Source organism: Tessaracoccus luoxuelianae (genome assembly GCF_055326245.1).
The window spans coordinates 64,403-87,085 of the sequence record NZ_JBUZNO010000009.1 but is presented as its reverse complement, the minus strand read 5'-3'; the positions used below and the strand labels follow the sequence as shown (position 1 = coordinate 87,085).

The following is a 22,683-nucleotide window of genomic DNA, read 5'->3' as shown; positions in this document are numbered from 1 at the left end:
TCAGTGCCCTGCCGGCGGGATGGGCGGGCCCCAGGGCGAGGGCCCCGTCTCGGGCGGCTGCGGCGTCGAGCCCCCGGGCTGAAAGTCCGGGCCGATCGCCGGCGGTGAGGGCGGCGAGGTGAGGACCGGTGGCCTGTCGGGTGGGGCCTCGGGCGCCGGCGGAACGTCGACGGGGGGCACGTCGGAGGGTTGCCGCAGGTCCGAGCCCGTCCAGGCCGGCCGCTTGTCCCGGCGGCGCAGCGGCTTGAAGACCTCCGCCACGTCGGCCTTGTTCAGCGTCTCGCGCGCGAACAGTTGACGGACCAACTCGTCGAGGACGTCGCGGTTCTCGTGGAGGACGTCGAACGCCTCCTGGTGAGCGGTGTGGATGAGCTTGGCCACCTCGTCGTCGACGACCGCGGCCATGGCCTGGGAGAACTCCTGGCTGGAGTCGGTGCCCCGCATGCCCATGAAGGGCTCCGAGTCCCCTCCTCCGAGCTTCACCGCGCCCACGCGCTCGCTCATGCCGAACTGCATGACCATGGCACGTGCCACCTTGGTGGCCTTCTCGATGTCGTTGGACGCGCCGGTGGTGGGGTCGTGGAACACGAGCTCCTCGGCGGCACGGCCGCCCATCATGTAGGCCATCTGGTCCAGCAGCTCGCCCCGCGTCTGCGAGTACTTGTCCGAATCCGGCATCACCATCGTGTAGCCCAGCGCACGGCCACGGGGCAGGATGGTGACCTTCTGCACCGGGTCGTTGCCCGGCAGGGCTGCGGCGACGAGAGCATGGCCGCCCTCGTGGTAGGCCGTGATGAGGCGCTCCCTGTCGTTCATGAGACGGGTGCGCTTCTGCGGCCCCGCGATCACGCGGTCGATGGCCTCATCGAGCTGCGGCTGCCGGATCATCTCCATGTTCTGGCGCGCCGACAGCAGCGCCGCCTCGTTGAGCACGTTGGCGAGGTCTGCGCCCGAGAAGCCGGGCGTGCGCCTGGCGATGGAGGCGAGGTCCACGTCGCTGGCGAGCGGCTTGCCCTTGGCGTGCACCTGCAGGATCATGTGGCGGCCCTCGAAGTCCGGCGCCTCGACGCCGATCTGACGGTCGAACCGGCCGGGGCGCAGGAGCGCCGGATCCAGGACGTCAGGCCGGTTGGTGGCCGCGATGAGGATGACGCCGCCGCGCACGTCGAACCCGTCCATCTCGACCAGCAGCTGGTTGAGGGTCTGTTCGCGCTCGTCGTGCCCGCCGCCCATGCCGGCGCCACGATGCCGACCCACCGCGTCGATCTCGTCGATGAAGATGATGGCCGGGGCGTTCTCCTTGGCCTGGTTGAACAGGTCACGCACGCGTGAGGCGCCCACGCCGACGAACATCTCGACGAAGTCCGAGCCGGAGATGGAGAAGAAGGGGACGTTGGCCTCACCCGCGACAGCGCGCGCCAGCAGGGTTTTACCGGTGCCGGGCGGACCATAGAGCAGGACGCCCTTGGGGATCTTGGCGCCCAGCTTCTGGAACTTCGCTGGCTCGGCGAGGAACTCCTTGATCTCCTCAAGCTCCTCCACCGCCTCAGTGGCGCCGGCCACGTCCTTGAAGGTGGTCTTGGGGGTGTCCTTGCTGACCAGCTTGGCCTTCGACTTCCCGAACGACAGCGGGCCTCCCTGACCGCCACCGGAGACCGAACGCATGATCCAGAAGAACACCAGCAGCAGGATGATGAAGGGCAACCCGGTGTACAGCAGCATCGACAGCAGACCAGGACTCGGGTTGCTGGCGGTCCACCGCTCCAGGGTGCCGGCCTCCTCGCGCGCCTTCAGGAGAGGGACCACGTCGTCGACCTGGTTGCCCACCCACGCCGACTGGGTCTTGATGCCGGTCTCGTCGATGATCTGGATCATCTGCTCGCCGTCGACCAGCACGACCTCCTGCAGCTGCTGGTCCCCCTCGAGCAGCGCGAGCGTCTCGGAGGTGGGCACCGTCTGATACCCGGTGACGCTGCTGAGGACCTGCATGCCGAGCAGGAGGAAGAGCAGACTGAGCACGATCCAGGCCATCGGGCTCTTGAAGAACTTCTGCACAGTCAAAGCCGATCTAGTAGGGCGACAGTGTGGCGCACCGAAACACTACCAGCGGCCCTCAACCGGCCCCTCGGGCGTTCAGTCGGGGCGATCGGGCGTCAGCTGTAGACGCGTGGGGCGAGCGTTCCCACATCGCGCAGGTTGCGGTACCGGCCTGAGTAGTCCAGTCCGTAGCCGACCACGAACTCATTGGGGATCTCGAAGCCGACGTACTTGACCGGCACCGTGATCTGGGCGGCGTCCGGCTTGCGGAACATGGCCATGATCTCCAGGGACGAGGGGCTGCGGGAGGCGAGGTTGCTCATCAGGTAGGACAGCGTGAGGCCGGTGTCGATGATGTCCTCCACGACGATGACGTCTCGGCCCTCCAGGTCCACGCTGAGATCCTTGAGGATGCGGACCACTCCGCTGGACTGGGTGCCGGAGCCGTAGGATGACACGGCCATCCAGTCCATCTCGACGTGGCTGTGCATGGCGCGCTGCAGGTCGCTCATCACCATGACGGCGCCGTTGAGGACGCCAACGAGCAGTACGTTGCGGCCCTGATAGTCGGCGTCGATCTGTCCGGCGATCTCGGCCACCCGGGCCTGGATCTGCTCGGAGGTGAAAAGCACCTTCTCCAGGTCATCTGCAACGTCAGCGGCATCCACGATTGGTCAGCCTATCGTCCCGGCGCGGAGTCCGCACCCGGTGTCGGAGCACCCGGCTGGAACGCAAGCCGTCCGGAGCGCCTGGCCACTGCGCCGCCCGGGACGGCCACCGGCCCCTGCCCGCGCCACCGGTCGACGAGTGCCGCCACCGCCAGCACGTGCACCATGCCCACCTCGGGCGACCACGCCGCGAGCCAGTGATGGATGGCGCGCCACCGCAGCGCGTCTGGCAGGCCGCCGAGATCCGTGACGTCCAACTCGTCGGCATCCGCGACGGCGTCCCTGGCGAGCTCGTCGAGGAGGTCCGCGTCCGCCCTGGCCAGGGTGGCCGTGCGCGCCAGCGCGGGAGCAAGGTCGCGGCCCCACGCCTCGGACAGGTCCCGGAGCACCCCGCGGGCGGCGACCCGGGCGAACCGCGCGTCGTCGTTCATGGGGTCCTCCCACACCTCGACACCCCACTGGGCGCAGGCCTGCTGGGTGTCGGTCCTGCGGAGCCCCAGGAGCGGGCGCAGGAACGGGCCACGCTCCTCGGCCATGCCGGCCAGAGACCGGGTGCCCGAGCCGCGCAGGAGCCCCAGGAGCACGGTCTCGGCCTGGTCGTCGAGGGTGTGCCCCAGCAGGACGGGCAGGCCGGGCGACGCCAGCGCCTGCAGCCGTGCCTCGCGGGCGGCCGCCTCCACACCACCGGTGTGCGGGCGGCCGAGGTGGAGGCGCTCGACGGTTGCCTCGAGGCCCCGCTCAGCCAATCGGCCCACCACCGCGTCGGCGACCTGACTCGAGCCGGGCTGCAGGCCGTGGTCCACCACCATGACACGAACGGAGGTGCCCGCCCGGCGTGCGGCCCAGTGCGCTCCGAGCGCGAGCGCCGTCGAGTCCGCGCCACCCGAGCAGCCGACGATCACCGGCGAGTCAGGGAGGGCATCGGCGACGGCGTGGGCCACCCGCAGCGCGGCCGGCCCGAGCTCGCGCCTAGCCATGGACCCGGCGCATCCACGCGCCCGGATCTGCGATCTCGGACGGGGTGGGCAGCGCCTCCGCGGACTCGAACGCCCGGGCCAGCGCCTGCTTTCCCCGCGACCGGTACACCGCGGTGCAGAACGCCAGGCCGTCGCGGTACTGGGCGTTCTTGCTGAGCGACCCGACGAGGCGGCTGAGGACGGTGGTGCTCTTCGGCCGGCGGAACGCCCGCCGCAGGGCCGCCACGGTCTTCACCTGGCCCCGGCCAGCCCGGTCCGAGACGTGATCGGCGTGGCCCTCCAGGAACGTCATCGCCGCCGTCAGGGCGGCCAGGTCCGCGCGACCCTTCGTCGACGTCAGCAGGGCTGCGGCCTCACCGGTCGAGCGCCACCCGGCAAGGGCCTCGAGCAGGTTCGCGTCGTCGGCGGCCAGCCGTGCCATCAACGACCTCAGGTGATCGCGCAGCCATGGCGCGGCCTGGAACTGGAGGGCGTGGGTCTGTTCGTGCAGGGCGATCCACAACCGGAAGTCACGGGGCACGAACGAATGGCTCCGCTCATGTGCCACGACGGTGGGGGCGACGAGATAGAGGGCCCGGGTGCCCGTGAAGGCGTCGTACTGGCCCAGCATGCGGCGGCTCACGGCGCCCAGCGCCAACCCGGCGGCCAGCCCGTTGCCCAGCCCCCTCAGCGCGTTGAGCGGATGCGGGGGCCGCGCAGGCAGACCGAGCTCTGTCACGGCGCCGTCGGTCATCGACCGGACGGCCCGAGCCCACCCGGCCCAGTCCACCACCGTGACCACCTCGGCGCCGACGCTGTCCAGCCCGAGATAGCGCGCGGCGAGCCGCCCCGCCCGGTGGGCGGTCACCCGGAGATCGGCCACCAGCTGCTCGGCCTCCGGACGGGTCACCCGCGGCAGCGTGCCCGCTGTCACCGTCGCGGCGCGCTGCGCCAGGGACCAGTTCACGATCGGGGCGTGCTCCATCAGCAGCCGCAGGCCGCAACGACGCCCGTCGCCTGGTCCGCCCACAGCTTGGCCGAAAAGCCGTCCGGGGGGCCGTTGATGAGGAAGGCGAAGGTGACCTGGCGGCCGTCCGAGGTCAGTGTGGTGCCGGCGAGAGTGGACACGAAGGAGAGGGTGCCGGTCTTCGCCCGGGCCACCCCACGCGCTGGGCGCGAGACCTCGTCGGTGAAGCGGTCAGCAAGGGTGCCGGTGACGCCGGCCGTCGGGAGCCCGTCGAGGATCACCGACAGCCTGGCGTCAGTGCTCATCGCGCGGAGGGCCGCGGCCAGCATGTGGGCCGTGACCAGGTTGCTCCGCGACAGCCCTGAGGCGTCACGCAGGACGGACCCGTCGTCCCACAGCCCCAGTGCGGTGAGCTGTTCCTCGATGGCCGCCACCGACCCGGCGAAGGTGGACGGGTGGCCGGTGGCGAGCGCGAGCTGGAAGCCGAGCACCTCGGTGAAGGAGTTGTTGGAGCGGTTCATCGCGGTCTCGACGAGGACGTGGACGGGAAGCGATTCCACCCTTGCCAGCTCAGTGCCGGTGGCCGTGGCCTGGGTGGGCGTGCCGGTGACGGTGACGCCGGCGGCTGTGAGCTGCGCGGCGAACAGTGTCGCGGCGTCGACGGCGGGGGTTCGGCTGCGCGGTCCGCCGGTTCGCCCCTCGTCCACCCAGAGGGCCGAGAGCTGCGTGACCTGGTCGCGGTAGCCTGCCGGCCAGGTTTCGTTCCAGCCGGAGTCCTCGAAGAGCGAGGCGTCGAAGCCGAGGGTGACGCTGGTCTGGCCTGCCGCCTTGAGCGCGGCGGCGGTGTCGGCTGCCAGCTGCTGCGTGGTGGGCGGCTGGGGGTAGCTGCCCGGATCGGCCGGCTCGCTCAGCAGCATCGGATCCCCACCTCCGACGAGCACGATCTGCCCCGGCGCAGGCTGGACGACGGTGGTGGCGAAGCGCTCGTCGCCTGCGAAGGCGTTCATCACGGCCAGGGTGGTAAGCGTCTTGGTGTTGGACGCGGGGATCAGGGGTGTGGTCTCGGTGGCGGCGCCCACCACCTCGCCGGTGGCCACGTCGACCACCTCCCAGGCGATCTGGACGGCTCCCCCGTCGACCCCGACGAGTCGTGAACGATCCAGCCCCGCGAGGCGGGCGTCGAGGGTGGCGCGGTCCGGCAGCACCCCCACCGGTGGAAGGTCGGCCGCGTCGGCCAGCCCCGTGCCCGCGGCGTCCACCTCCGGGCTGGGAGTCGGCGACGGGGAGAACAGGGTGGGGGGGACGGAGCTGGGGGCGCCACTGCGCAGTACGCCGATGGCCGTCAGCAACGGCTGATGCACCACCGCGACCGAGAACCCCCCGGCCAGCAACAGGCCGACGAGAAGCCAGGCGAGCACCGCCTGAACCGTCCTCGTGCGTGTCCGCAAGGTGTCCTCCGAGCCTGTATCCTGCAGGGGTAGCTGCCCCAGTGACCTGCGGGCATCACCTTCAACTATAGGAGTGCCCCAGTGAGCGAAGACGCACCCGTCGGCCTCATCCCGGTGGACCCTGGACGCCGGATCCTGTTTGACGTGACTGTGGAGATCCCCAAGGGCACCAAGAACAAGTACGAGATGGACCACAACACGGGCCGGATCCGCTTGGACCGGACCCTCTTCACCTCCACCCAGTACCCCTACGACTACGGCTTCGTCGAGGCCACCCTCGGCCAGGACGGGGATCCGCTGGACGCCATGGTGATCGGCGCGGAGCCTACGTTCCCGGGTTGTCTCATCGAGTGCTACGCCGTGGCGATGTTCCGCATGACCGACGAGATGGGCGGCGACGACAAGGTCCTGTGCGTGGCCACGGCGGACACCCGAAGCAAGCACATCACTGACCTGTCCTCCGTCCCCGAGCACATGCTGCTGGAGATCGAGCACTTCTTCTCGGTCTACAAGGACCTGGAGCCGGGCAAGTCGGTCGAGGGCGCCACGTGGACCAACCGCGAGGACGCCGAGGCCGAGGTCGCGGCGTCGTTCGAGCGCGCCAAGGGCACTCCGTACGAGCATCACCACGTGAACCTGGCCTGACCAGAACCTCGAGAAGCCCCGCCACGGCGGGGCTTTTCTGCGCGGTGGCGGCGACCCCTGGTGGGCGTGGGAGAATGTGCCAATGCCTCGTTACCTCATGTTGCGCATGCCCTCGGCCAATCGTGTCTACGGCGGCGAGTCCGGGCCGCTGACGGCGGCCGAGCTCGAGCTGACGGCCCCGTTCGCTGAGGACATCACCGACACCGACGTGGCGGGGGTCGGCTACCTATCATTCGAGGCCCCGGACCTCGGCGAGGCCCAACTGGAGACCGTCGCCAGGCAGTCGGCGTGCTTCGCCCTGTTCGAGTCCTCGGGTGATCTGCTGCGGCCCATCGCGCTCCCCCGGACCTTCGCCCTCGACGACGACCTGGTCACCATCCCGAAGTATCAGGGCAAGACCAACGAGCAGTTCACGCACCTCCTGCTGGGGGTCACCCTTGCAGCGGTCACCCGCCAGCCCACCGGGCCCCGCCAGATCCTTGATCCCCTCGCCGGGCGCGGCACCACGCTGTCCACGGCGCTGCTGTTCGGCCACGACGCCTACGGCGTCGAAGGTGATGCCAAGGCGTTTGAGCAGATGGCCTCCTTCTACACCACCTACCTTCGCCGGAAGCGCCTCAAGCACACCACTGAGACCACCCCCGTGCGCCGCGATGGCAAGGCTGTCAGCAGGCGCTTCGACGCCGAGATCAGGACCGACGGGGCAACGCTGCACATCACCTCGTTCGTCGGCGACACCCGCGAGTCCGCCACCCTCTTCGGCAGGAAGAAGTTCGACGCCATCGTCACCGACGCTCCCTACGGCATCGCCCATGGCTCCACGACGGACGTCCGCGGCGTGTCCGGCAAGCGGGACCGGTCCCCCGCGGGCCTGCTCCGCGAGGCCCTCCCGGTCTGGGCAGGGCAGCTGATGCACGGCGGCGCGCTGGGGCTCAGCTGGAACACCTTCGGTCTGTCCCGCGACGACCTCGCTGCGATGCTGTCAGAGGCCGGCCTCGTGGTGTGCACCGGCGGCGCCTGGGAGCGGTTCGGCCATCGCGTCGACTCGTCCATCAAGCGCGACCTGATTGTCGCGGTGAAACCCTGACGGAGGGGCGCGCCCGCCGTTGCGCGGCGGCGTAGGCTCGGCGCATGCGACGACTCGTGCTGATGCGCCACGCGAAGACGGAATCCAACAATGCTGGCGGCGACAAGGCCCGCCGCCTCATGCCGCGCGGGGTTCAGGACGCCCAGGAGGCGGGCCGGGAGCTGCGGGAGCTCGGCCTGCAGTACGCCCTCGTGTCGACCTCACAGCGCACGCGTGAGACGTTCGCGGCCCTGGGGCTGGACGTCCCCGCCGAGTTCCAGGACGCCCTGTACTACCAGGGGACCGAGACGATGCTGCAGCGGATCGGCGAAACGGACCCCGACGTCACCGGTCTGCTCGTCGTGGGGCACGCACCCACCATCCCCAGCCTCGTCGCTGAGCTGGCCTTCGCCAGCAACCGGGCTGAGGCGGACCAGGCGCAGTGCTGGTTCCCCACCTCGGCCTTCAGCACCTTCACCCTCGACGGCGAGTGGGCAGATCTGGCCGAAGGTGACTTCTCCGCAGTGCACCTGGACAACGTGCGACGACGGGGTTGAGGAACCACTGATCAATCATGTCCTGGCTGCGGCGCACCGGATCGGGCGATCTGACCCCTCTCCATCTGGATATGGACGTCAAGTACACGCACCAGATGGAGTGGCGCCACCTCATCCCGCCCGGCACGTCCTCGCCGAGAACAGCATTGATCAGTGCTTCCTTAACGCGACGGTAACTAGCCGACACCCGATCGATACGTCGGCCGGGATTTCCCTAACTCAACCGTTACGCTGCGACGAACCCGCCGAAATAGGCGCCCTGCAAGCTTTGCGGCATGACAGTTCTCGAAATCAGTGCAGGCGACACCGCTTGGGTCCTGGTGAGCGCCGCCATGGTGCTCCTCATGACCCCCGGTCTCGCGTTCTTCTACGGCGGCATGGTCCGCGCCAAGAGCGTGCTCAACATGCTCATGATGTCGGTCACGACGATGGGCATCGTCGGCGTCCTCTGGGTGATCGTCGGCTACTCCATGGCCTTCGGCAATTCCATCGGCGGCTTCATCGGCAACCCGTTGGAGTTCCTCTTCCTCCAAGGGATGATGGATCCCGAGCTCGCCACCTTCACGGTGCCGGCCATGGTCTTCGCCGGCTTCCAGGCGGCCTTCGCCATCATCGCGGTGGCCCTCATCTCCGGCGCGGTCGCGGACCGCATGAAGTTCTCCGCCTGGGCGGTCTTCGCCGCCGTGTGGGCGCTGCTGGTGTACTTCCCCGCAGCCCACTGGGTGTTCAGCTTCGACGGCGGAACCGCTGAGAAGGGCGGCTTCATCGCGAACAGCATCCAGGCCATCGACTTCGCCGGCGGTACCGCCATCCACATCAACGCGGGCGCCGCGGCGCTGGCCCTGGCCATCGCGATCGGCCCGCGGATGGGCTTCGGACGCACCCCCATGCGCCCCCACAACCTGACCCTCGTCATGCTCGGCGCCGGCCTGCTGTGGTTCGGCTGGTTCGGGTTCAACGCGGGCTCGGCGCTGGGCGCCAACGCGATGGCCGGTGTGGCCTGGATCAACACCCTGGCAGGCGCCGCCGCGGCGATGCTCGCCTGGCTCCTCGTCGAGCGGCTGCGCGACGGACACGCCACCTCGCTGGGTGCCGCCTCCGGCATCGTCGCCGGTCTGGTCGGTGTGACCCCGGCAGCTGCCTCGGTCAGCCCGCTGGGCGCCCTGATCATCGGCATCCTCGCCGGTGCGGCCTGCGCCTACGCCATCGGCCTGAAGAGCAAGTTCGGCTACGACGACTCGCTCGACGTCGTGGGCGTCCACCTCGTGGGTGGCCTCGTCGGCACCCTGGCCATCGGCTTCCTGGCCGATCCGGAGTCCCCCGCCGGTGTGGCCGGCCTCCTCTACGGCGGCGGCGTCGACCAGCTGTGGCGCCAGGCGCTCGGAGCAGTGATCGTCATGGTCTACTCCTTCGTGGTCACCTTCGTGATCGCCAAGGTGATGGACAAGACCATGGGCCTGCGGGTACCCGAGGCGGCTGAGACCCAGGGCATCGACACCGTCGAGCACGCTGAAACCGGATACGACCTCAGCGCTGTCGGCTATTCCACCTACGGCGTTCGGCAGACGCTGATCGTTCCCATCCCCCGAGAGGACGTGCAGGCATGAGGCTCGTCACGGCAATCGTTCAGCCCACCATGTTGACCCAGGTTCAGATCGCGCTCGCCCAGCACGGCGTGGCCGGCATGACCGTCACCGAATGCTCCGGCTACGCCCGTCAGCGCGGCCACAAGGAGTTCTACCGCGGCGCCGAGTACACCATCGACTTCATCACGAAGGCCAAGATCGAGGTCGTCGTGGAGGATGACGAGGCGCAGGAGGTCATCGACGTGATCTCCAAGGCTGCCCGCACCGGAGCCGTCGGCGACGGCAAGGTCTGGTCCACCCCCGTGGACGAGATCGTCCGGATCCGCACCGGCGAGAAGGGCTCGGCCGCCATCTGATCGAGCGGCACTGTCAGAGGGAGGGCGACGCATCACGCGTCGCCCTCCCGCTGTGTCCGGGGGGTCAGGGGGCGACGAAGGGAAAGGCCGCGAAGCGGACCGCCAGCTGCCTGCGCACCGTGGGGCTGAGAGCGGTGAACTCCACGGTCTCGAGCCTGCGAGCCCCAGCTCGGCCTGCGCGGGTCCAGATGCCGCGGACCAGACCGCCGGCCACGATCGACTTCTTGAACACCCCGTTGTTGCCGGGCACCAGCTGGTGGTGCTCCTCAGCGGTCAGCGCGAACAGGCGGTCCTGATACCCGAGCACGAACTCGTCGAAGCCCGGCAGCAGGAGCGGCGCCGACGCCCGGCGCCCCAGCGCCGCGGCCTCCTCCACCAGGCCTGGGCGCCAGTGGCTGGCCTCCTGCCCCCCTGCCGCGCCCTCCAGGTCACCCAGCACCAGCGGCAGTGCCGAGCGGATCTCCCCGAGCCCCAACTTCGTCCACCACGCGAAGTCCCTGATGGTGGCGGGACCGTGGCTGGTCAGGTACCGGCGCAGCAGCTCGGCGACTGCGGCGACCCGATCCCCGTTGAACCGCGACTCCAGCGACGACCCCGCGGGCAGCCAGCGGGAGGCCAGCACGACATCCTGATCCGCGCCGTTCCACGGCCCGTAGCAGAGCGTCCCGCCGGCAATGAGGTGGAACAGCAGGTGGTAGCCGCGGCCGCCCTTGGGCCTCAGCCCGTGGGCCTCCCAGTGGTCGAAGAGCGCGGCCCTTGGCATCGGGCCGGCGTCCAGCGCCTCGATCGCGAGGTCGCGGGCGTGGAGTATCTGCGCCTCGTCGAGTTCCAACTGGTGGCTGCGGGCGGAGGCCGCGCGCATCGCTGGACGGGCGCAGAGCTCGGTGATCCAGGCAGCGTCGGCAGCGGGGAGGAGAAAGACGGTGCCCCGCATGGGGTATCCCCGCACCAGCCGTCCCTCAGCGACGTCCGACAGCACGGCCTCGATGCCCAGCGGCGTCCGCAGAGCGGCCGAGGCCAGCACCCCGGGCAGGTCCTGGCCCTGCATGGCACCGAGCGCGGCCACCGCGTCGGCGGGCGTGCCGAACGGCCGCGTGATCAGGCCCTGCGCCACCAGGCGCAGCCGGCCGAGCCGTGCGTCAGGCGAGGTTCCGGGCGACAACGGCTGCCACCTCGCGGCCCGAGCGCACCGCACCCTCCAGGTACCCGTTGAAGCGGGTGGCGTATTCGGCCCCCGCCCAGTGCAGAACCCCTTCGGGTTCGGCGAGGACGGGTCCGTTGGTGGTCCAGACGCCGGGCGCGAAGTGCGCGCCGTGGCAGCCGCCGGTGAACCTCTCCGCGGACCAGTCACGCTCGATGTAGGACAGTGGGAACGCGGCCACGTCACCGAACGTGCGCACGACAGAATCCACGAAGGCCCGCTCACGCAACGTGACTGAGCGGCGCGACAGGCTGTCGGCGTCGGCGCCCTCGAAGAAGCCCATCAGGTGCCCGCGCTCGGAGTTGTCCGACGTGGTGTCGAAGGTGACCCGCACCGCGCCCTCGTCGGCACTGGACTGACCGGAGTAGCCCAACTCGCGCCAGAAGGGGCGCGAGTAGATGAGGAAGGCCTTGATCACATTGCCGGGAGCCACCTTGTCCGCGGCCTCCGCGCGCCACGCCGCCAGCGCCGGCTGGTGCGGCAGCGCGACGGCGAGCCTCGGCGGCAGGGTGGAGATCACCTGCCGGGCCTCTACCTGCTGACCGTTGGCGAGCCTGAGCCTGGCAGAACGCTCAGCGTGCTCCACCATGGTCACCTCGGCATCGAGCCGCACCACATCGCCCAGCCGGGCGGCCAGCGCCTCTGCCACGGCGGCCATGCCCCCCTGCACGCGCTGCTGATGGAGCCCGCCATTGCTGGCCAGCATGGATTCCAGATCCGGCCCGGAGTTGACCTGATGCAGACCCTCAACGAGCGTGGCGTCCTTCGGCATGGGCCCGAACGCCGCGGCGTACACCTCTCCGAAGCGCCGCTGCGCGCCATGGGTCCGCAGGTTGGTGGTGACCCACCGGCGGAGATCCTGCTTGAGCCAGACGTCGTTGGCCTTGCGCCAGGCCGGGTCGTCGCGGAGCCGCTCGGCCAGGCGACGCAGCCGCAGCAGGCCCTGCCCGAGATCAGAGACCTCGAACGGGGTCAGCGCCGGGGTGTCCTCCTTCGACGGCACCTGCAGGGCCTGTCCGCGCAGGCGGACCACCAGGTTGCCTCGGGCGGGGAGGCCGATGGTCTCGAGGCCCAGCGAGTCGATGATCTCGACGAGCTCGTCGAAGCCGGGGCCGATCCACTGGCCGCCAAGCTCCACGTAGGAGCCGTCACTCAGCACCTTGTTCTCGACGCGGCCGCCCACGCGGTTTCGCCCCTCGAGGACGGTGACGTTCAGCCCGCGGTCCGTGAGGTATTGCGCGGCGACCAGCCCTGCCAGGCCGGCCCCGATGATGGCGCAGTCGAACACGGTGTTCCTCCTTGACGTACCCCGGATCGGGGAAGCGATGACCAGCCTACAAGGCCCCCTCCAGCGGTGATGCCGGGAGTCTCCTAAGCCAGGGCGGTCGATTCGGCTGAAGTGAGCCACGCGGCGAAGCCCTGATCTGCCGGCAGTGAAGCGTACAGGGTGGCCTGGTAGACGTGGTAGAGGTCCGGCTTGCCTTCCCAGGTGTGGGTCACCGGCACGAGGCTGCGGTCGAGCTCCGAGTGCCAGCTGCCCAGCTCATGGTCCACGAAGTGCCGGTCGGCGAAGCGCCAGAGCCGCTCGTACCATTCCTGGTACGAGACGTCCCCGGTGTCGAGCCACAGGTAACGCGCCGCGCCCATGGCCTCGGCCACCTCCCAGAAGAACCGCTCCTCCACCACGGTGGAGCCGTCCCAGTCCACCGTGTAGACGAAGCCTTCGCTCCACGCGTCATGCACCGCCCCGTTGAACAACGCGGCCGCGGCGGGCAGCAACCACGATTCGTCCACGCCGAGGCCCCTGAGCTGGAGCAGCAGCTTGGTCCACTCCAGCCAGTGGCCGGGCTGGGAGCCATAGGGCCTGAAGGCGTGCCGGGGATCGTCGGCGTTGTACTGGTTGTCGGGTTCCCAGCCTGCGGTGAAGTGCTCGGGCAGCCGCCACGCGCCCTCCTCCTGGCCGGCCGCCTGGGCGGCGATGCGCCGCGCGATGGACGTCGCCCGGGTGAGGTAGGTGGCCTCCCCGGTGGCCTCGTAGGCGGCCAGATATGCCTCGGTGAGATGCATGTTGGCGTTCTGGCCCCGGTACTCGTCGAGCTGGGTGAACGTGCGGTCGTAGCCCTCCACGCAGATCCCGTCCTCCTCGCGCCAGAAGTGGCGGTCGATGACGGCCGAGACAGCGTCCAGCAGCGCACGCCCTCTGCTGAAGCCGGCGGCGGTGGCCGTACTGGCGGCGAGCAGGAGCTGGGCGGTGCCGTAGAGCTCCTTGCGGTCCTGAGGCTGGTCGCCGCCCAGGACGGGAACCCATCCGTCGAACTCAGGATCGCGGCCCGGACCGTCGAGGTAGAAGTCCAGCCCGTGCTCGACTACCTCGCGGGCGCCCTGGCGACCCTCCAGGGCGGCCAGCGAGAAGACGTGCATCATCCGGGCACCGATGAACAGCTGCGCCCCCATCTCCGGCATCGCGAGTCCGTCGCTGCCGATCCAGGCGAATCCACCGGAGGGCAGGCAGACCTCCGGCTGGTAGAAGTCGAGGAGGGCCCGGCGGTGGTCGACGAGGAAGCGACGGTGCGTCGGGTCCGCGAAGCGGTCCGGATGGTCGCCGAAGAGATCGGGCACGCCGGCCTCTCTCAGGCTCTCGCGCAGCCAGCCGAGCTGGCGCCACACCTGGACGTCCTGGCCACCCTCGTGGCCGCTGTGCGGATACACGACCATCTCGCGCGGCCCCGCGTAGGCGTTGTGCGCCGCGAAGACCGTCGACGGGGGGCAGATGGTGTCTGCCAGCGCCACCGAGAACAGCGCCGGGCATTCGGCCCGCCGCGCGAACGACACCCCGTCGAAGTGGCCAAGCGTCTCCCACACCGCGTCCTCCAGGTGCGGGGCCGCCCTGATGAAGCGGGCGATGTCGGAGAACGGGGCGTCGTCGGTGAGCCCCACCGCCCTGCGGATGTGACACATGAACGCCACGTCCGGCATGGCGCCGGCCAGGCTGATCCCCACCGACGGCGCCAACCCCGCGGCGGCGAGCGTCAGGTAGCCGCCCTGCGATCCTCCGGCGACGAACAGCCGGGACGCGTCCACGAGCCGGTGGCCGGCGGCCAGCTGAAGCATCCGCACCGCGTCGGTGATGAGCCGGCGGTAGTAGTACGTCTCCGGAGATGAGATGCCCTTCGTCATGGGGCCGGCCGGGCCGAACTCCCCCGCCGCCACGTCCGGATCCGGGGTCCGCTCGAACACGCTCGCGGAGTGCCAGCCCTGCCCCCGATTGTCGAGGTCGAACTGCGCGTACCCGGCGGCGGCGAACACCGGAGCCAGCGGCATGCCGCGCGAGACCGAGTACCCGTGGTAGCGCACGACGGTGGGCAGCGGGCCGCTGGCGCCGGCGGGAACGTGCAGCCACGCCCTGACGGGTGCGCCCCCGAAGCCGGTGAACGTCAGGTCGTAGGTGTCGATCAGCGCCTGCCGGTTGTCGATCAGCGCCTCCTCGAGCAGCGCCACGGGCTCGTCGTGAGCGAGCGTGGATGACCAGAACTCGTCGAAGCGCGGCGATTCGGGCACGTCGGGCTGGTAGGTGCGCAGGGCGTCGAGGGGGAGATCGAACTGGGCCATGGGCGGAACTCTAGCGATTCCCACCGCCGTGCTGCCCTCAGACCCGGGGAGCCCGCGTCAGGAAGCACGAAGGCCCCGATCCGGGGATCAGGGCCTGGCACTGGAGCCGCCCACGGGAATCGAACCCGTGACCTACGCTTTACGAGAGCGTCGCTCTACCAACTGAGCTAGGGCGGCGGCAAGCTGGAACTATACCGGCGACGCTTCCCCGCGGCAAAGCGTGCAGACCCTCCCGTTCAGGAGCAGGTTGTGCCCTCCTCGGGGGCCACACCGTCATACAGGTAGGCGTCGACGGCTTCGGCGATGCATCCGTTGTCTCCAGTGACGGCCCCGTGGCCGGCCCCGTCAAGGGTCAGGAGCGTGCCGGATTCCAGCTGGTCCGCCATGGACTGGGCCTGCTCGTAGGGAGTGGCCGAGTCCCCTGTGGTGCCCACCACGAGGATGGGCGGCGCTCCTGGGGCGGTGATCCTGATCTGTGGCGCCGGCGCGGCCGTCCACAGCTGGCAGGTGTAGCCCATCCCCATGTGGGGCGCCATGAGGGGGGCCTCATCGAAGGTGTCGCGCCACTCCTGCGGCACGGGGGCGATGCCCTCGTCCGCGGCGTCGGCGCACACCATGGCGGGGAACGCGTAGGCGATCGTGTCGTAGCCGGCGGGTCCACGCCCGTTGAGGAGGTCCGCGGAGTACAGCAGCGCCTCCCCGTCTCCCGCCATGGCGTTGGCGATGACCTCATCCAGGCTTCGGTACGCCTCCTCGTCCTCGTAGAGGTACAAGGCGATGCCGGTGGCCGCCATCGTCTGGGTGAGGAGGCGCCCTTCCACCTGCAGGGGCGCCGAGTCCAGGCCCGTGAGGAAGTCGTCGATGCCGTCGGTGATCTCGGCCTGGTCATCCCCGAGGCTGCAGAGCTCCGATCCGGCACACCACTGCGTGAAGTTGCCCATCGCCCGCTCAAAGCCCTGCGTCTGAGGAATGTCCCCCTCGCCGGTGATGTCCACAGCCGCGTCCAACACGAGCCGGCCGACCGACCCCGGGAACAACTGCGCGTACATCGCGCCCACATACGTGCCGTAGGAGACCCCGACGTAGTTGAGCTTCTCGGCGCCCAGGAGGTGACGCAGGAGGTCCAGATCCCGCACGACGTCGATGGTGGTGATGTGGTCCAGCAACTCCCCCGAGCTGTCCCTGCACTGCTGGGCGAAGTCCACGGCGCCCTGCTGCAGCGCGAGATCCTCGGCCTCGTCGTCGGGGCTCGCGTCGAGTTCCATGATCTCGTCGGTCTGCTCCAGGGTGCCGCAGACCACGGAGGTCGACTCCCCCGTGCCGCGGGGATCCCATCCGATGGCGTCGAAGTTGGTCCACCTCCCGGCGAGGCGCTGCGCAAAGTCCTGTCCGCCGAAGCCCGGGCCGCCGGGGTTGACGAAGAGGGGGCCCCGGGAGGAGTCACCGTCGACCACCCGGCGCACCGCGATCTCGATGGCCTTCCCGGCCGGGTTCTCCCAGTCCAGGGGCACCTTCACGGTGGCGCACTGCCCGCCGGAGCCGTCGTCGCACACGGCCCAGTCCACCACCTGGCTGGCGTATGCCTCGAGGTCCCCGGCCGAGGGGAGTAGATCCACCGCCGGTTCTGCCGACGGCTGGTAGTCCAGGAGCCTGTCCTCGTTCTGCCCGGGCTTGGGCGGGAATGTCTCATGCTCCGCGATGGGCCGCTCCGGCACACCCGGCATCCGTGCACCGGGATCCATCGCCGACGGCGTGGCGGGCCCTGGCGTGTTGGGCGAGGCAGGCTCGTCCCTGTTGGTGCCCCCCACGAAGCCGCCCATGAACAGAGTGGCCACCAGGGCCAGGGCGATCATCCCGAGCACCGCCTGGACGAGGTTGACTCTCCTACTCATCCGCACCCTTCCCGGCCGACCCCTGAGCGAAGGCGCTGCGGCCACGCGCCGTCGAACAGACCGACTCCAGCGGGCAACGCACGATCTCACCGCCGCCGTGGCGCACCGTGACCATCTGCTCGGTCACGCTGTGACCTGTGACAACTCCGGGGTTCCCGTCGACGCTCACCTGCTCCCCGACGGCAGGTGCGCGCTGGATGAAGTCCACATACAGCGGGTGTTCGTATTTCAGGCAGCACATCAGCCGCCCGCACGCGCCCGAGATCTGCAGGGGGTTGGGCGGCAGGCCCTGCACGCGGGCAAGACGCATCGACACCGGCTCGAAGTCCGTGAGAAAGGTGGTGCAGCAGAATTCACGACCACAACTGCCCACTCCACCGATCAGCCGGGCGGCATCGCGGGCACCCACCTGCCGCAGATCGATCCGCGCATCCAGGGCCCGCGCCAGATCCCCCAGAAGGTTGCGGAAATCCACCCGGTGGGGTGCCGTGTAGTACACCGCGACAATGCGGTCGAAATCCGCCGACCGGTCCAGGAAGTCGACACCCACCACCTTCATCGGCAGCCGGTGCTTCGCGATCAGCGACTTGGCGGTGTCTGCCGCCTCTGTGCGGATCCGCCGGTTCGCCCGGTCACGATCAAGGTCCGACGCGGTGGCGGGACCGGGGCAGACGGGGAGCCCTTCGAAGCCTTCGGCCACGGATTCCGGCGCCCAGACGCACTGGGCCACCTCCTCGCCGTCGGGCGTGGGGAACCGGACCCAGTCTCCCACCGCGTAGTGACGGTCCCCTGGGTCGAGGTAGTGCAGTTGGCCGTACCGCTCGAAGGCGACGGCCATCACCCGTGCCATGCCCACAGCCTAGTGACCGGCCCAAGCGCTCGGGCGGTGGCCTCCGGCTCCGTGCCCGGCGGTCAGTGCTTCGCCTCCCGGGCGGTCTCCCTCGCCTTGACGAAGGCACCGTCGATACCCCAACGCCCGCCCCCCAGGGAGAAGAAGAGGATGCCGACGGCGGCCAGGAGGAGGTCGTGGTCCCCCAGGAACCCTTCCATGCCGGCGACGAAGGGGCTGAACTGGCCCCAACGGATGAAGACCAGCGACCCGACGGCCACGACGGCCAACAGGAGGCCCGCCACCCGCACGGCGAGCCCGATGACAAGGAGCACAGCGAGCACGGCAAGCCCGAATCCGACGATCCACGCCACCAGCCGCGGCTCTGGGAGGAGGGTTGCGCCGAGGAACTCGGCGGTGGCATCGATGTCGCTGAGCACCTGATAACCCACCACACCGATGATCGCGGCGGTGACGAGCCGAAGCACGAAGAGACCGAAGCTACCGAAGTGCCCGACGCCGCGGCGGCGGACCGGGCTCGGGTCACGGACAGCATTGGCGTCCGAGGTCTGGACCAGCCCCAGGCGTTGGTTGCGGGCCTCCTTGTCCGCCCTCAACTGGTGAGCCTGGCGCTCCTCCTCCGCGAGCTCATCGTCATAGGTCTGACGCTGCGCGCCGTCGATCACGCGAGTCTCCTCGGCACGATCGCGGTCTGCGCGATACAGCCCTGCGAGCGTGGCGGCGCCCGCCACGGCTGCAGCTCCAGGAGCGGCGCTGGCCGTCCCGGCGGCTCCGGCAGCCCCGCCGGCGAGCATGGGCATGGCCCTCGTCGACTCGGCATCGTCCTCGCTCAGAGGTTCGCGATCCGCCGGGCGCCCGAACGCCCCCACAGGTGCGGGCGCCTCCTCGATGACGGGCGCCTCCTCGATGACGGGCGCCTCCTCGACGGTCGGCTCCTCGACAACGGGCTCATCCTCGACAACGGGCCCATCTGCGAAGGCTTCCTCAGCTACGGGTTCCTCGGCTGCGGCCTCGTCCTCGACAACCGGCTCATCCTCGACCACGGACTCCTCTGCAACACCCTCCTCGACAACCGGCTCCTCGTCGGCCCCCCTGTCATCGACCACCTGATGCCCCTGGGAGTCCGCGACGGCTTCGTCGGCCGCCCACTCGTCGTCGACACGCTGGTCTGCACCCTCACCCGCGGAAATATCCTGCGACGCCGGCACCTCCGCCTGCCATTCCTCGTCCGGCTGCTGGTTCGCCTCGGCCGCAGGGGGCTCCTCCTGGGCGGGCTCAACGGCCTCGCCGTCCCCGTCCTCACCGGTCACCGGCGGCTCGCCCTGCTCGACCTCCGCGGCCGGCTGGACCGGGGCGGGGGGGACGGGCACGGTCTGCTCCGAGGCGTAGTCATCCCACTCGGCTGGTTCCACCGGCACGCCGTATTCGTCCTGCTCGGCCGTCCATTCCTCGTCGCGAGGCGTGCCTTCCTGGACCCAATCGTTGTTGGACATGAGTTCCCCTATCCGTGGGCAGTCGTGCTGTTCATCTTGGCACCACTACCGCGGCCCAGTCCGGGTGACACGCCCGCGACGTCAGGTCCGGGCAGCGAGCGAGAGGCTGATCAGGAGCGCCTCCAGCGCGAGCAGGGGCGCCACGTTACCCTCCAATGCCGTGCGCGCCTGCAGGATGGCGTCCAGGGCTCGGACCGTCTGTTCCGGGGTGGAGCGGCGCGCCACCGGCTCGATCTCGTCCGCCAGGTCCGCGTTGACCAGCGGCACCTCAGGGGCCGTCTGACTCACCAGGACGTCTCGGTAGTAGCCGGTCAGCTCGGTGAGCACACGATCCAGGGCGTCACGCTGCAGCCGCTTCCCGCGCGCCTTCTGCTGGTCCTCAAGGTCCCGCACCGCGGCCTGCGCGTTGCGCGGCTTGGCGCCGCGTCCGCCGAGGCCCAACATCTCCTGCAGGGAGGCCAACTCCTTCGCGTCCAGCTCACCGGTGACCGCGGCCGCCTCTTCCGCGCTGGAGGAGACCAGGTTTTCGGCCGCGGTGAGGCACGCGGTGACGGAGTTGAGCTTGCCGGGGAGGGAGAGGATCTCGCGGCGCCTGATCCGCGCCGATTCCGAACGCGCCAGCACTCGCGCGCGGCCGACGTGCCCCTGCGCGGCCCGGGCCGCGTGCGCCGCCAGCGCCGGGGAGATAGCGTCGCGGGACACAAGGAGCTCCGCCACCGCGTCGTCGCTGGGGGTCACCAACTTGATGCCTCTGCACCGCGACCGAATGGTGATGATGACGTCGTCCGCGCTGGGCGCGCACAAGAGCCACACCGTCCTGGGTGCCGGCTCCTCCAGCCCCTTGAGGAGGGCGTCCGCGCCTCGCTCGGTGATCCGGTCCGCGTCCTCCACCACGACGATCTGGTAGCGGTTCTTCACCGGGGCCATGCCGGAGCGGCCCACGAGTGCGCGCACCTCGTCGACCCCGATGGAGAGTTGCTCGGTCCGCAACAGGGTGACGTCCGGGTGCGCTCCCGCCAGCGTGGTGCGGCACTCCTGGCAGTGCCCGCAGCCGCCGTCGGGGCACTGCAGGGCCGCTGCGAACGCCTTCGCGGCGTTGGATCTGCCGGAACCGGGGGGCCCCACGAAGAGCCACGCGTGGCTCATGGCGTGGCTACGCCCTTCGACGGCGCGACGGAGGGTGGCGACGGCGCGCTGCTGCCCGATCAGTTCGGAGAACACATCGCCCATGGCGCCATCCTGCCATGGCCCGCAGACGGTTCGCTCAGGCGAACCCGAGCAGCGCCCCGACGCGTGCCGCGATGGCGCCGGCCAGCTCGTCGCGCGTGGCCCTGGCGTCGAGCACGAGGTAGCGCTCCGGATCCTGAGCCGCCAGATCGAGGAAGAAGTGGCGGGCGCGGCGGTGGAGGGCGATCCCCGCCCCCTCGAGGCGGTCCTTCTCGGAGAGCCCTTCCACGGCATCCGAGGGATCCGCATCCAGCAGGACGGTCAGATGCGGCCTCAGCCCGTCGACGGCCCACCATGCGATCCGCGCCACATCCTCGATGTCCAGGGCCCGACCAGCCCCCTGGTAGGCGATCATCGAGTCCACATAGCGGTCGCAGACCACCGTCTCTCCCCGCTCCAGCGCGGGTGCGATCAGCTCGTGCACGTGTTGGGCCTTGTCCGCCGCGTACATCAGTGCCTCCGCGCGGGCGTCCACATGGCCCATCGCCGGGTCCAGCACCAGTCGGCGGAGCTCGTTGCCCACCTGGGTCCCGCCGGGTTGGCGGGTCGTCAGGTGCGGCGCCTCCCGCTGTGTCAGCCAGGCCGACAGGCGTTCCACCTGGGTGGTCTTGCCCACCGCGTCGCCGCCCTCGAAGACGATGAACGCGCCCGTCACCGCTTCTTCGCCTGCTTCTTCTTGGCTCGCAGCATCAGCTTCCGGGCCTCTACGACGCGCGCCGGCCAGCGCTCGATGAACGCCTCGCGTCGCGCCTTGACCAGGGCGCGTTTGCGTTCGGCGTCCCGGCCGAGGGCGAACGCCTGAGCCGCGCTCAACCCGTCGAGGGCGGGATCTCCAGCGAACGTGCCCAGCGCGCACCCGCGCAGCTCCTGCGTCACGTCCGCGAGCCGGCGCAGAATGCGGGTCACCACCTTCGGGAACAGGGGGGCAGCCACCCCCACCACCACCTCGAGCTGCTCGGCGGCGCGCAGCGCTCCCTGCCACTGGTCATCCGGAGAGTCCGCTGTGAGGGAGCGGCACCGGTCGGCCAGGATGAGGGTGGCCTGCTCAGCGCGGTGGTACAGCTGCTCACCCGCCTGCTTGTGCGCCAGGTCTCCCAGCCTGGGTGCCCGGGCGGCCCCCACCAGGGCGTCGATGACATCCAGCAGCGGGCTCTCCGCCTCCGCCGGCGATGAGTACGGCAGTCCGGCGAGCGAGCGCTCCGTGGCCTCGCGCCACGACGGCTCGAGCACCGGGGCAAGTCCCCGGAGGTCGCGCCCGAACGCCCAGAGGCGGGCGTTGAGATCGGCCAGGTCCTCGAGAAAGGAGGCGCGGCGTGCCAGATCCGCCCGCACGATCCCCTGAAGATGCTCGGCGAACAGCGAGCTGACGTACTCCTCCAGGGACGGGTCCGGGCGCGTCTCCCGCGGCCGCGGGAAGCTCGTCAGTCCCGTTGCGGGCGCACCCAGCCGCTGCGCGACGGTGGGGTACTGGTCCACGACGGTGGCGTTGACCGCCATCGCCGCACTGACGAGGAACTCGCGCTGCTGACCGGTCAGATGCTCAGTCGGGGTGATGGTGATCTCGCGGTAGCGGGCGGTGGTGATGCCGCTGCGACGGATCCTCACCCGCTCGTCCCGGACGACGGCGGCGACCTGGCCCTCGCTGGTGCGCAGCGCCCATTCGTCGCGCTCGCAGTGCAACGCGGCCAAAGGGCCCAGGACCCCCCTCCGCGTGAGGGGCCGGATCAGGCGCGCGTAGTGCTCCGGCAGGTCCCCGGAGGCGCCCAGCGGCTCCACCTGTTCAGCGGGGAGGTGTGGCGCCCAGCCCTGAGCCGCGAGGTACCACTCCCCGGTGCCCTCGATCACCCGGTGCGCCACGATCACCCCCGCCCGCAGCAGACGGGCGTCGTCGACGTCGAGGATGGTGACGTCCATGGTGTAGGACGCGGCCGGCCGGCGCAGGATCCTCGGCAGGCCCACCGCCTCTGAGGTCAGCCGCGGCGGATCCGAACTGAAGGGGGCCTCCAGCCTGAGCACGGAGCGACGCTTCTTAGCCATGCGCCAACCCTAGTGTCCTGCGCCAGAAACTCGCTGCGATTGACGGCGCCCCAGCGGCGCCTCGCCGCGTTCTCCTCGCTCGACGAAC

Annotated in this window: 19 protein-coding genes and 1 tRNA gene; 5 read left to right on the top strand and 15 right to left on the bottom strand. The window is 70.1% G+C overall.

Annotated features, from left to right (window positions below; genetic code table 11):
* The 5 genes from ftsH to dacB all read right to left on the bottom strand — a co-directional run bounded on the left by ftsH (position 1) and on the right by dacB (position 6,076).
* Entirely contained in the window at positions 1-2,031 is a 2,031-nt protein-coding gene (gene ftsH / locus ACZK39_RS13755; protein WP_182799274.1) for an ATP-dependent zinc metalloprotease FtsH, read from the bottom strand.
* Positions 2,032-2,153: 122 nt separating this feature from the next.
* Positions 2,154-2,705 (bottom strand): hypoxanthine phosphoribosyltransferase, encoded by a 552-nt coding sequence (hpt, locus tag ACZK39_RS13750; protein ID WP_182782145.1) that lies wholly within the window; start codon positions 2,703-2,705, stop codon positions 2,154-2,156.
* Positions 2,706-2,716: 11 nt separating this feature from the next.
* Positions 2,717-3,682: a tRNA lysidine(34) synthetase TilS gene (tilS, locus tag ACZK39_RS13745; RefSeq protein ID WP_182799122.1), complete on the bottom strand. Its 966-nt coding sequence runs from the start codon at positions 3,680-3,682 to the stop codon at positions 2,717-2,719.
* Positions 3,675-4,646, bottom strand: a complete 972-nt coding sequence (locus tag ACZK39_RS13740; RefSeq protein ID WP_255443531.1) for an Rv3626c family coenzyme F420 biosynthesis-associated protein — start codon at positions 4,644-4,646, stop codon at positions 3,675-3,677. Before ACZK39_RS13740 ends, tilS begins: the two co-directional genes overlap by 8 nt.
* Positions 4,646-6,076 (bottom strand): D-alanyl-D-alanine carboxypeptidase/D-alanyl-D-alanine endopeptidase, encoded by a 1,431-nt coding sequence (gene dacB / locus ACZK39_RS13735; protein WP_463613621.1) that lies wholly within the window; start codon positions 6,074-6,076, stop codon positions 4,646-4,648. Before dacB ends, ACZK39_RS13740 begins: the two co-directional genes overlap by 1 nt.
* A gap of 108 nt (positions 6,077-6,184) precedes the next feature.
* Between dacB and ACZK39_RS13730 the strand changes: the two genes are divergently transcribed.
* The 5 genes from ACZK39_RS13730 (at position 6,185) to ACZK39_RS13710 (ending at position 10,286) form a co-directional block, all read left to right on the top strand.
* A complete protein-coding gene (locus tag ACZK39_RS13730) occupies positions 6,185-6,721 on the top strand; it encodes an inorganic diphosphatase (protein WP_370585717.1) in 537 nt (178 codons plus the stop codon).
* A gap of 82 nt (positions 6,722-6,803) precedes the next feature.
* Positions 6,804-7,808, top strand: a complete 1,005-nt coding sequence (locus tag ACZK39_RS13725) for a TRM11 family SAM-dependent methyltransferase (protein WP_463613620.1) — start codon at positions 6,804-6,806, stop codon at positions 7,806-7,808.
* Positions 7,809-7,852: 44 nt separating this feature from the next.
* Complete coding sequence (locus tag ACZK39_RS13720) at positions 7,853-8,344, top strand: SixA phosphatase family protein (RefSeq protein WP_463613619.1); 492 nt, start codon at positions 7,853-7,855, stop codon at positions 8,342-8,344.
* 275 nt (positions 8,345-8,619) lie between these two features.
* The gene (locus ACZK39_RS13715; protein WP_463613618.1) at positions 8,620-9,951 is read left to right on the top strand and encodes an ammonium transporter; all 1,332 of its coding nucleotides are present in this window, start codon (positions 8,620-8,622) and stop codon (positions 9,949-9,951) included.
* Positions 9,948-10,286 (top strand): P-II family nitrogen regulator, encoded by a 339-nt coding sequence (locus tag ACZK39_RS13710; RefSeq protein WP_182782138.1) that lies wholly within the window; start codon positions 9,948-9,950, stop codon positions 10,284-10,286. Before ACZK39_RS13715 ends, ACZK39_RS13710 begins: the two co-directional genes overlap by 4 nt.
* Positions 10,287-10,350: 64 nt before the next feature.
* Here ACZK39_RS13710 and ACZK39_RS13705 read toward each other — a convergent pair whose 3' ends face one another.
* The 10 genes from ACZK39_RS13705 to ACZK39_RS13660 form a co-directional block, all read right to left on the bottom strand.
* Complete coding sequence (locus ACZK39_RS13705) at positions 10,351-11,448, bottom strand: winged helix DNA-binding domain-containing protein (RefSeq protein WP_463613617.1); 1,098 nt, start codon at positions 11,446-11,448, stop codon at positions 10,351-10,353.
* Positions 11,426-12,775 carry a flavin monoamine oxidase family protein gene (locus ACZK39_RS13700; protein ID WP_182799128.1) on the bottom strand — a complete coding sequence of 450 codons (1,350 nt, stop codon included), beginning with the start codon at positions 12,773-12,775 and terminating at the stop codon, positions 11,426-11,428. Before ACZK39_RS13700 ends, ACZK39_RS13705 begins: the two co-directional genes overlap by 23 nt.
* 83 nt (positions 12,776-12,858) lie before the next feature.
* Positions 12,859-15,096 carry an AGE family epimerase/isomerase gene (locus ACZK39_RS13695; RefSeq protein WP_463613616.1) on the bottom strand — a complete coding sequence of 746 codons (2,238 nt, stop codon included), beginning with the start codon at positions 15,094-15,096 and terminating at the stop codon, positions 12,859-12,861.
* Positions 15,097-15,197: 101 nt separating this feature from the next.
* Positions 15,198-15,273, bottom strand: a tRNA-Thr gene (locus ACZK39_RS13690).
* Between the two features lie 59 nt (positions 15,274-15,332).
* Positions 15,333-16,988, bottom strand: a complete 1,656-nt coding sequence (locus tag ACZK39_RS13685; RefSeq protein WP_463613615.1) for an alpha/beta fold hydrolase — start codon at positions 16,986-16,988, stop codon at positions 15,333-15,335.
* Entirely contained in the window at positions 16,981-17,838 is an 858-nt protein-coding gene (locus ACZK39_RS13680) for a PSP1 domain-containing protein (protein WP_182782135.1), read from the bottom strand. The genes ACZK39_RS13685 and ACZK39_RS13680 overlap by 8 nt, the downstream gene beginning before the upstream one ends.
* A gap of 62 nt (positions 17,839-17,900) precedes the next feature.
* Positions 17,901-19,331: a DoxX family protein gene (locus ACZK39_RS13675; RefSeq protein WP_463613614.1), complete on the bottom strand. Its 1,431-nt coding sequence runs from the start codon at positions 19,329-19,331 to the stop codon at positions 17,901-17,903.
* Positions 19,332-19,412: 81 nt separating this feature from the next.
* Positions 19,413-20,561: a DNA polymerase III subunit delta' gene (locus tag ACZK39_RS13670; RefSeq protein WP_463613613.1), complete on the bottom strand. Its 1,149-nt coding sequence runs from the start codon at positions 20,559-20,561 to the stop codon at positions 19,413-19,415.
* A gap of 34 nt (positions 20,562-20,595) precedes the next feature.
* Positions 20,596-21,213, bottom strand: a complete 618-nt coding sequence (gene tmk / locus ACZK39_RS13665) for a dTMP kinase (RefSeq protein ID WP_370586048.1) — start codon at positions 21,211-21,213, stop codon at positions 20,596-20,598.
* Positions 21,210-22,595, bottom strand: a complete 1,386-nt coding sequence (locus ACZK39_RS13660) for a hypothetical protein (protein ID WP_463613612.1) — start codon at positions 22,593-22,595, stop codon at positions 21,210-21,212. Before ACZK39_RS13660 ends, tmk begins: the two co-directional genes overlap by 4 nt.
* Positions 22,596-22,683: the final 88 nt, after the last annotated feature.

What these genes read in the sequence shown, in the direction of transcription:
- ftsH (WP_182799274.1), bottom strand. Translation starts at nt 2,031, where the DNA reads ATGGCCTGGATCGTGCTCAGTCTGCTCTTCCTCCTGCTCGGCATGCAG.
- tilS (WP_182799122.1), bottom strand. Translation starts at nt 3,682, where the DNA reads ATGGCTAGGCGCGAGCTCGGGCCGGCCGCGCTGCGGGTGGCCCACGCC.
- ACZK39_RS13740 (WP_255443531.1), bottom strand. Translation starts at nt 4,646, where the DNA reads ATGGAGCACGCCCCGATCGTGAACTGGTCCCTGGCGCAGCGCGCCGCG.
- ACZK39_RS13725 (WP_463613620.1), top strand. Translation starts at nt 6,804, where the DNA reads ATGCCTCGTTACCTCATGTTGCGCATGCCCTCGGCCAATCGTGTCTAC.
- ACZK39_RS13720 (WP_463613619.1), top strand. Translation starts at nt 7,853, where the DNA reads ATGCGACGACTCGTGCTGATGCGCCACGCGAAGACGGAATCCAACAAT.
- ACZK39_RS13715 (WP_463613618.1), top strand. Translation starts at nt 8,620, where the DNA reads ATGACAGTTCTCGAAATCAGTGCAGGCGACACCGCTTGGGTCCTGGTG.
- ACZK39_RS13710 (WP_182782138.1), top strand. Translation starts at nt 9,948, where the DNA reads ATGAGGCTCGTCACGGCAATCGTTCAGCCCACCATGTTGACCCAGGTT.
- ACZK39_RS13695 (WP_463613616.1), bottom strand. Translation starts at nt 15,096, where the DNA reads ATGGCCCAGTTCGATCTCCCCCTCGACGCCCTGCGCACCTACCAGCCC.
- ACZK39_RS13685 (WP_463613615.1), bottom strand. Translation starts at nt 16,988, where the DNA reads ATGAGTAGGAGAGTCAACCTCGTCCAGGCGGTGCTCGGGATGATCGCC.
- ACZK39_RS13680 (WP_182782135.1), bottom strand. Translation starts at nt 17,838, where the DNA reads ATGGCACGGGTGATGGCCGTCGCCTTCGAGCGGTACGGCCAACTGCAC.
- ACZK39_RS13675 (WP_463613614.1), bottom strand. Translation starts at nt 19,331, where the DNA reads ATGTCCAACAACGATTGGGTCCAGGAAGGCACGCCTCGCGACGAGGAA.
- ACZK39_RS13670 (WP_463613613.1), bottom strand. Translation starts at nt 20,561, where the DNA reads ATGGGCGATGTGTTCTCCGAACTGATCGGGCAGCAGCGCGCCGTCGCC.
- ACZK39_RS13660 (WP_463613612.1), bottom strand. Translation starts at nt 22,595, where the DNA reads ATGGCTAAGAAGCGTCGCTCCGTGCTCAGGCTGGAGGCCCCCTTCAGT.